The 6354-nt window shown below is 70.9% G+C and carries 9 protein-coding genes; 8 read left to right on the forward strand and 1 reads right to left on the reverse strand.

The window, feature by feature from the left end:
- The 7 genes from EIO58_RS10795 to EIO58_RS10825 all read left to right on the forward strand — a co-directional run.
- The coding region (locus tag EIO58_RS10795; protein ID WP_127819546.1) for a copper homeostasis protein CutC at positions 1–531 on the forward strand (531 nt) is incomplete at its 5' end.
- A 101-nt stretch (positions 532–632) separates the two neighbouring features.
- A complete protein-coding gene (locus EIO58_RS10800) occupies positions 633–836 on the forward strand; it encodes a hypothetical protein (RefSeq protein ID WP_127819547.1) in 204 nt (67 codons plus the stop codon).
- A gap of 87 nt (positions 837–923) precedes the next feature.
- Entirely contained in the window at positions 924–1088 is a 165-nt protein-coding gene (locus EIO58_RS10805; protein ID WP_205789230.1) for a peptidoglycan-binding domain-containing protein, read from the forward strand.
- Between the two features lie 58 nt (positions 1089–1146).
- Positions 1147–1674, forward strand: coding sequence for a DNA polymerase III subunit gamma/tau (locus EIO58_RS10810; protein ID WP_240658734.1), 528 nt, complete (start codon positions 1147–1149; stop codon positions 1672–1674).
- On the forward strand, positions 1671–2045 hold the full coding sequence (locus tag EIO58_RS10815; RefSeq protein WP_127819550.1) for a bacitracin resistance protein: 375 nt from the start codon (positions 1671–1673) through the stop codon (positions 2043–2045). The genes EIO58_RS10810 and EIO58_RS10815 overlap by 4 nt, the downstream gene beginning before the upstream one ends.
- Positions 2046–2173: 128 nt before the next feature.
- Positions 2174–3778 carry a phosphoglycerate dehydrogenase gene (serA, locus tag EIO58_RS10820; protein WP_127819551.1) on the forward strand — a complete coding sequence of 535 codons (1605 nt, stop codon included), beginning with the start codon at positions 2174–2176 and terminating at the stop codon, positions 3776–3778.
- Positions 3779–3781: 3 nt separating this feature from the next.
- The gene (locus EIO58_RS10825; RefSeq protein WP_127819552.1) at positions 3782–4288 is read left to right on the forward strand and encodes a DUF2867 domain-containing protein; all 507 of its coding nucleotides are present in this window, start codon (positions 3782–3784) and stop codon (positions 4286–4288) included.
- A 29-nt stretch (positions 4289–4317) separates the two neighbouring features.
- On the opposite strand, the gene EIO58_RS10830 is transcribed toward EIO58_RS10825, so the two are convergent.
- A complete protein-coding gene (locus EIO58_RS10830; protein ID WP_127819553.1) occupies positions 4318–4863 on the reverse strand; it encodes a TetR/AcrR family transcriptional regulator in 546 nt (181 codons plus the stop codon).
- Between the two features lie 63 nt (positions 4864–4926).
- Between EIO58_RS10830 and EIO58_RS10835 the strand changes: the two genes are divergently transcribed.
- Positions 4927–6354: MFS transporter (locus EIO58_RS10835; RefSeq protein WP_446723918.1), on the forward strand; the 1428-nt coding region annotated here is incomplete at its 3' end.

Consider the following 6354-nt stretch of genomic DNA (forward strand, 5'->3'; position numbering starts at 1 on the left):
CGCCCTCGGGAGGGCGGCTTCGTGTACAGCGCCGACGAGGCCGCGCTGATCACCGCAGACATCCGCGCGTGCGTCGCCCGCGGCGCCGGCGGGGTCGTCGTCGGGGCTCTCGACGAGGCGGGCGGGCTCGATCGCGACGCCGTGCGCCGGTGGCGGGATGCCGCAGACTCGGCGACGCTCGTCTTCCACCGCGCGATCGACGCGGCGGCCGATCCTTCTGCCGTGTTCGATGCTGTGGTCGCCGAGGGTGTCGACCGCGTGCTCACATCGGGCGGCGCGGCCCGATCGATCGACGGAGTCGACCGGATCGCGGCATTCGCGGCTCGCTCGGGAAACGTCGAGGTGATGGCGGGAGGCGGCGTCCGGATCGCCGACATTCCCGCGCTGTTCGCGGCGGGCGTCGACGCGGTTCATCTGTCGGCGCGTGTGCGGTCCGGGCTCGATGCGCGGTCCGGGCCGGGCGGGGGCAGTGACGGTCACGACGTGACCGACCCGGCACTCGTCTGCGACGCCGTCGCCGCGGCGCTCTGACACGGCTGCCCGACGGCTGCTCGGGTATCAGGGAGGCGGTGCGAACGCTCCTTGATTGCATCCGTCGCCGGTCCCGGCGATCACCCGAGAAAGGAAAGGCCATGGACGGCAGCATCCTGATCCTGGCCGACCGCATCAGCCGCGAGCGGTCGGCGGCGCTCTGGCGCGAGCACGACGTCTGGCGCACTCTCGTCGACCGCGGCATCGTCGTCACCCCGCGGCGCCCCACCGTCGACACGCCGTCCGGCGTCGGCGTCTGGCTGCGCGCGCTGTTCGCACGGTCGCATCGCCCGCGGTTCACCTGACACGCCGCCGGCCCTGCGGCAGGCACCGGGCAGCTCGACTGGCCGGGCCTCATCGTGTCGGTCCGGCGGGGCGGTATCGGAGAGGCCGTGCGCGCGGTGCAGACGCTGCTCGCAAATCTGACCGTCGACGGCGACTTCGGCCCGCTCACCGATGCGGCGGTCCGCGAGTTCCCGTCCCTGTTCGCGCCGCCGGCCGACGGGGTCGTGGGGCCCGAGACGTGGCACGCACTGACGGTGCGGCTGTTCGGCTGACACGGGCGTCGGCAGGGCTTCCCCGCACCCCGATGCGCCGCACTACGCTGGGCTCGTGATGACCGGACGCGACGACGACGCTCTTACGTGGGACGGTGACGACGACCCCACGCTCGATCTCGGGGCGTCGGAGCCGGGCGTCGAGGCGGGGCCCGCGGATGCCGAGAGCATCGCGCCGAGCGATGCCGAGCCGCCCGACACTGCGACCGCGGTGCTCCCCGACGGCTACACGGCCGTCGGCAAGGGGAGCGAGCACGTCGGCTCTGCCGAGGCGACGGCTGAGAAAACGCCGATGGGCAACACCGAGCTCATCGTCCTCGGCGTGCTGGGCGGCGTGTACGCCCTCTTCGCGATCGGCTGGCTGATCGGTGGCCAGCGACTGCAGGGCTGGCGTCCGTTCCTCGTGACCGACGCGATGTATCAGGGCAGTCTGTGGCTCGCGGTGCTCGCGCCCGCGCTGTGGTTCGCGACGGTGTTCCTGCTCACGCGAGCGTCGCGCACGTGGGTGCGGCTCGCGTGGCTCGCGGCGGGAGTGGTTCTGCTCGTGCCCTGGCCCTTCGTCATGATCGGGGCGGTGGGACGATGAGCGACACGACGACGGATGCCGCGGCATCCGTCCCCCGACACCGCAGGAGCCCGCTGTGGCTCGTGGTCGCGATCTCGGGCCTCGTAGGCCTCTTCTACGCGTACGCGGTGTGGAACGCGATCGGGAACCTCATCGAGACGATCGGGTTCTACGGCGAGGCCGGCATGTCGCTGACTGCCCTCGGCTGGCTGGTGTGGATCTTCGCAGCCGCCTTCCCGCTGCTCGTGTGGGGGGCGGCGTTCGCGTTGGCACATCGGCGCGCGGCGCACGAGCTGTTCCTCGTGATGATCACCGGGCTCGCCCTCGTCGCGGTGTTCTGGCTCAACGTGGTGGCCTACACGACCCTCAACACGACGTCGCTGGTGTCGTGACCTTCGTCACACTGTCGGGCCGCAACGACTCGCCGCGATAGGCTGGACAATGGCCCGCCCCCGCTGGCGTGCGGCGCGGCATCCGCTCTGCTCTGCGCCGTCGCGCACCGCCCCCGAAGGAATCATCCGTGACGAAGCCTGTCGTCCTCATCGCCGAAGAGCTCTCTCCCGCCACGATCGACGCACTGGGTCCCGACTTCGATGTGCGCTACGTCGACGGCACCGAGCGGCCTGCGCTGCTGTCGGCGCTGGCTGACGCGAACGCGGTGCTGATCCGCTCGGCGACGAAGATCGACGCAGAGGCGATCGCCGCGGCCCCCGTGCTCAAAGTCGTCGCGCGCGCGGGCGTCGGGCTCGACAACGTCGACATCAAGACGGCCACCACGGCGGGTGTCATGGTGGTCAACGCGCCCACGTCGAACATCATCTCGGCAGCCGAGCTGACCGTCGGCCACATCCTGAGCCTCGCCCGCCGCATCCCCGCGGCGCATGCGTCGCTTGCCGAGGGCCGGTGGAAGCGCAGCGCCTACACCGGCACCGAGCTCTTCGAGAAGACCGTCGGCATCATCGGCCTCGGCCGCATCGGCGCCCTCATCGCGGCACGGCTCCAGGCCTTCGGCGTGACGGTCGTCGCCTACGACCCGTACGTCACGCCCGCGCGCGCGCAGCAGCTCGGCGTGACCCTGCTCGAGCTCGACAACCTCCTTGCGACGAGCGACTTCGTCACGATCCACATGCCGAAGACTCCCGAGACGACGGGCATGATCGGCGCCGAGCAATTCCGCCTGATGAAGCCCACGGCCTACGTCGTCAACGTCGCGCGCGGCGGGCTCATCGACGAGGAGGCGCTGCACGCCGCGCTCACCACCGGCGAGATCGCGGGCGCGGGCCTCGACGTGTTCACGAGCGAACCGCCGGCACCCGACGGCACGGCGTTCCCGCTGCTGAGCCTGCCGAACGTCGTCGTCACGCCCCACCTCGGCGCGTCGACCGACGAGGCGCAGGAGAAGGCGGGCGTCTCGGTCGCGAAGTCGGTCAAGCTCGCGCTCGAGGGCGACCTCGTGCCCGATGCCGTGAACGTCGCGGGTGGCGTCATCGACCCGTTCGTGCGCCCCGGCATCGCTCTCGTCGAGCAGCTCGGGCAGTTCTTCACCGGCCTCGCGCACAGCGCGCTCACGAGCCTCGACATCGAAGTGCGCGGCGAGCTTGCGGCCTACGACGTCAGCGTCTACCGGCTGGCCGCGCTCAAGGGCATCCTCGCGAACGTCGTGAGCGAGAACGTGTCGTACGTGAACGCGCCGCTGTTCGCCGAGCAGCGCGGCATCGAGACGCGGCTCATCGTCGAGGCCGAGAGTCCGCTCTATCGAAACATCACGATCCTCCGCGGCACGCTCGCGGACGGATCCGTCCTCACTGTGGCGGGCACGCTCGCCGGCACGCGCATGGTTCCCAAGGTGGTCGGCATCAACGGCTATGAGATCGAGGTGCCGATCGAGCGCCACCACCTCGTGATGCGGTACGCCGACCGCCCGGGCATCGTGGCGATCTACGGGCAGAAGCTCGGTGACGCGGGAATCAACATCGCCGGCCTCCAGGTGGCCCAGGCCGACTCGAGCGGGCGCGCCCTGTCGGTGCTCACGGTGGACTCGCCCGTGCCCGAAGAGCTGCTCGAAGACATGCGCGACTCCGTCGGGGCCGACCTGTTCCGCCGTATCGAGGTCACCGAGGACTGAACGATGGTGGCCGCCGAGGGCCCCGCGTCGGCGCCCTTGCCCGCTCGCGTCGGATCCCCGGCCTTCCGCAGTCTCGCGTTCGACGGGCTCTCGCGGTTCGACTACGGCGATGTGATCCTGGCGTCGAAGCCGCCGCGCACGACCGACCATCCGCGCATCTGGGCCGAGGCGCTGTTCGCCTCGAGATCCTCCCCGCTCTGGGTGAAAGCGGCGATGGGGCTGCGTATGGCGCTCGCTCTGCTGCTTCGCCTCGAGGCTGCGCCCCGGGGCGTGTTCGACGTCCTGCGGGTCGAAGGCGAGGAGGCGCTCATCGAGTACGCCGACGCGCACCTGACGTTTCGCTGCGGTGTGGGAGTGGACGCCGCTGCATCGGTCGTGCGCGTGACGACGGTGGTCACGTTCAACGACTGGAGAGGACGCGTCTACTTCACTCCGGTGTCGCTGCTGCACCCGCTCGTGGTGCACGCCATGCTCAGGCGCACGCGACTCAGGCTCGCGCCAGGTCGCTGACCGGTTCGGCTGCGGCTGGGGTCGGGCGTTCAGAGCCTGATCGCCTCTTCCACGAGCGCGATGACGGCCTCCAGCGCCTCGCCGCGCGGGACCACCGTGAGTGGCGCATCGCCGCCGAGTGCGTTGTTGAAGTAGAGGCCGTCGCTCACGAGCATCACGAGGTCGAGGGCGGCCGCGCCGCCCGTGTGGGGTCGGAGCGCTTCCTCCCACCGTGCGCGCATCTCGTGGAGCGCCGTGATCGCGGGCGCGTTGCCGGACTGCGCCAGGCGTGACGCGGCGATGATCACCCGGTCGAGCGGGGCGTTCTCCATGACCGACGAGCGCAGGAAGTACGCCACCGGACCCTCCGGCGCTGCCTCGATCGCGGCGACGTCCTCGTCGACGAGTTCGGCGAGCCGCGCGATGAGCCCCGCCTCGAGCGCCTCCTTCGTGCCGAAATGGTAGAGCAGGCCTCCCTTCGACACGCCGGCGGCTCGCGCCGTGGCGTCCATCGTGGCGGCGCGCTCACCCTCTTCGATGAGGATGCGCTCGAAGGCGTCGAGCACCTTCTCGCGGGCCAGGGGAGGGCGGCTCATGGCGTCGATCGTATCGACAGGGATCGCGGCATTCTGTTACTATACCGGCTGGACGGTACAGATATGATGACGCTCACTCAGGAACTCTCGCTCGCCGACGCCCAGTCCCGCCGCGTGGGGTGGCGCGGCTGGGCCGCTCTCGTCGTGCTCATGCTGCCCGTGCTGCTGGTCTCGGTCGACAACACGGTGCTCAGCTTCGCGCTGCCCGGCATCGCGCTCGACCTCGAACCCACGAGCACACAGCAGCTGTGGATCATCGACGCCTACCCGCTGGTGCTCGCGGGCTTGCTCGTCACGATGGGCACGCTCGGCGACCGTTTCGGACGGCGACGGATGCTGCTGATCGGCGCGACCGGCTTCGCCGCGGTGTCGGCGCTCGCGGCGTTCGCCCCGACGGCCGCGTGGCTGATTGCCGCTCGCGCCGGCATGGGCGTGTTCGGCGCCATGCTCATGCCGTCCACGCTCTCGCTGCTGCGGAGTATCTTCACCGACCGCGACCAGCGGCGGCTCGCGATCGCGATCTGGGCGGCGATGTTCTCGGCCGGGTCGGCTCTCGGCCCGATCGTCGGGGGACTGCTGCTCGAGCACTTCGCGTGGGGCTCGGTGTTCCTGCTCGCGGTGCCGGTGCTCGTGCCGCTGCTGGTGTCGGCACCCCTCCTCGTGCCCGAGAGCCGCGACCCGAATCCGGGGCGCATCGATCCCCTGAGCATCGTGCTGTCGATGGCCACGATGATCCCGATCGTGTACGGCATCAAGGAGCTCGCCGTGCACGGGTTCGGCGCCGCGACGTGGCTCCCCATCCTCGCGGGCGCCGGGTTCGGCATCCTGTTCGTGCGTCGCCAGCTGCGCGCCCGCACGCCGATGCTCGACATGCGGCTGTTCCGCCAGGGGACCTTCAGCGGTGCGCTGGCGATCAACTTCCTGAGCGTCGTCGCGCTCGTCGGCTTCCTGTTCTTCGTCGCGCAGCACCTTCAGCTCGTCGTGGGGCTCCCGCCGCTGCAGGCGGGACTCGGGCTGGTGCCGGGGCTCGTGACGATGATCGTGGCGGGCCTGGTGGTCGTGCCGATCTCGAAGAAGTGGCCCGCCCGCATCGTGATCCCGGCCGCCCTCGTGTTCTCGGTGCTGGGATACACCACGGTCGCCTTCGCGACCGGTCCTGACAGCCTCGGCGCGCTCGTGGCCGCGTTCGTCTCGCTCGGGATCGGCATCGGCTGCGCCGAGACGGTGTCGAACGAGCTGGTGCTGGCGAGCGCCCCTCCCGCCAAGGCGGGCGCCGCGAGCGCCGTGTCCGAGACCGCGTACGAGCTGGGCGCGGTGTTCGGCACGACCGTGCTCGGCGGGATCCTGACGGCGTTGTATCGTGCACACCTCGTGGTTCCGAAGGGGGTGCCGGATGCCGCCGCCGCGGCTGCATCCGAGACGCTCGCGGGCGCCGTGCATGCGGCCGACGAGCTCGGCGGAGCGGCCGGCGCCGCCCTCCACGCGGCGGCC

The sequence above is a fragment of the Microbacterium sp. CPCC 204701 genome, assembly GCF_004010105.1.
In the GTDB taxonomy this organism is placed as follows: Bacteria; Actinomycetota; Actinomycetes; order Actinomycetales; family Microbacteriaceae; genus Microbacterium.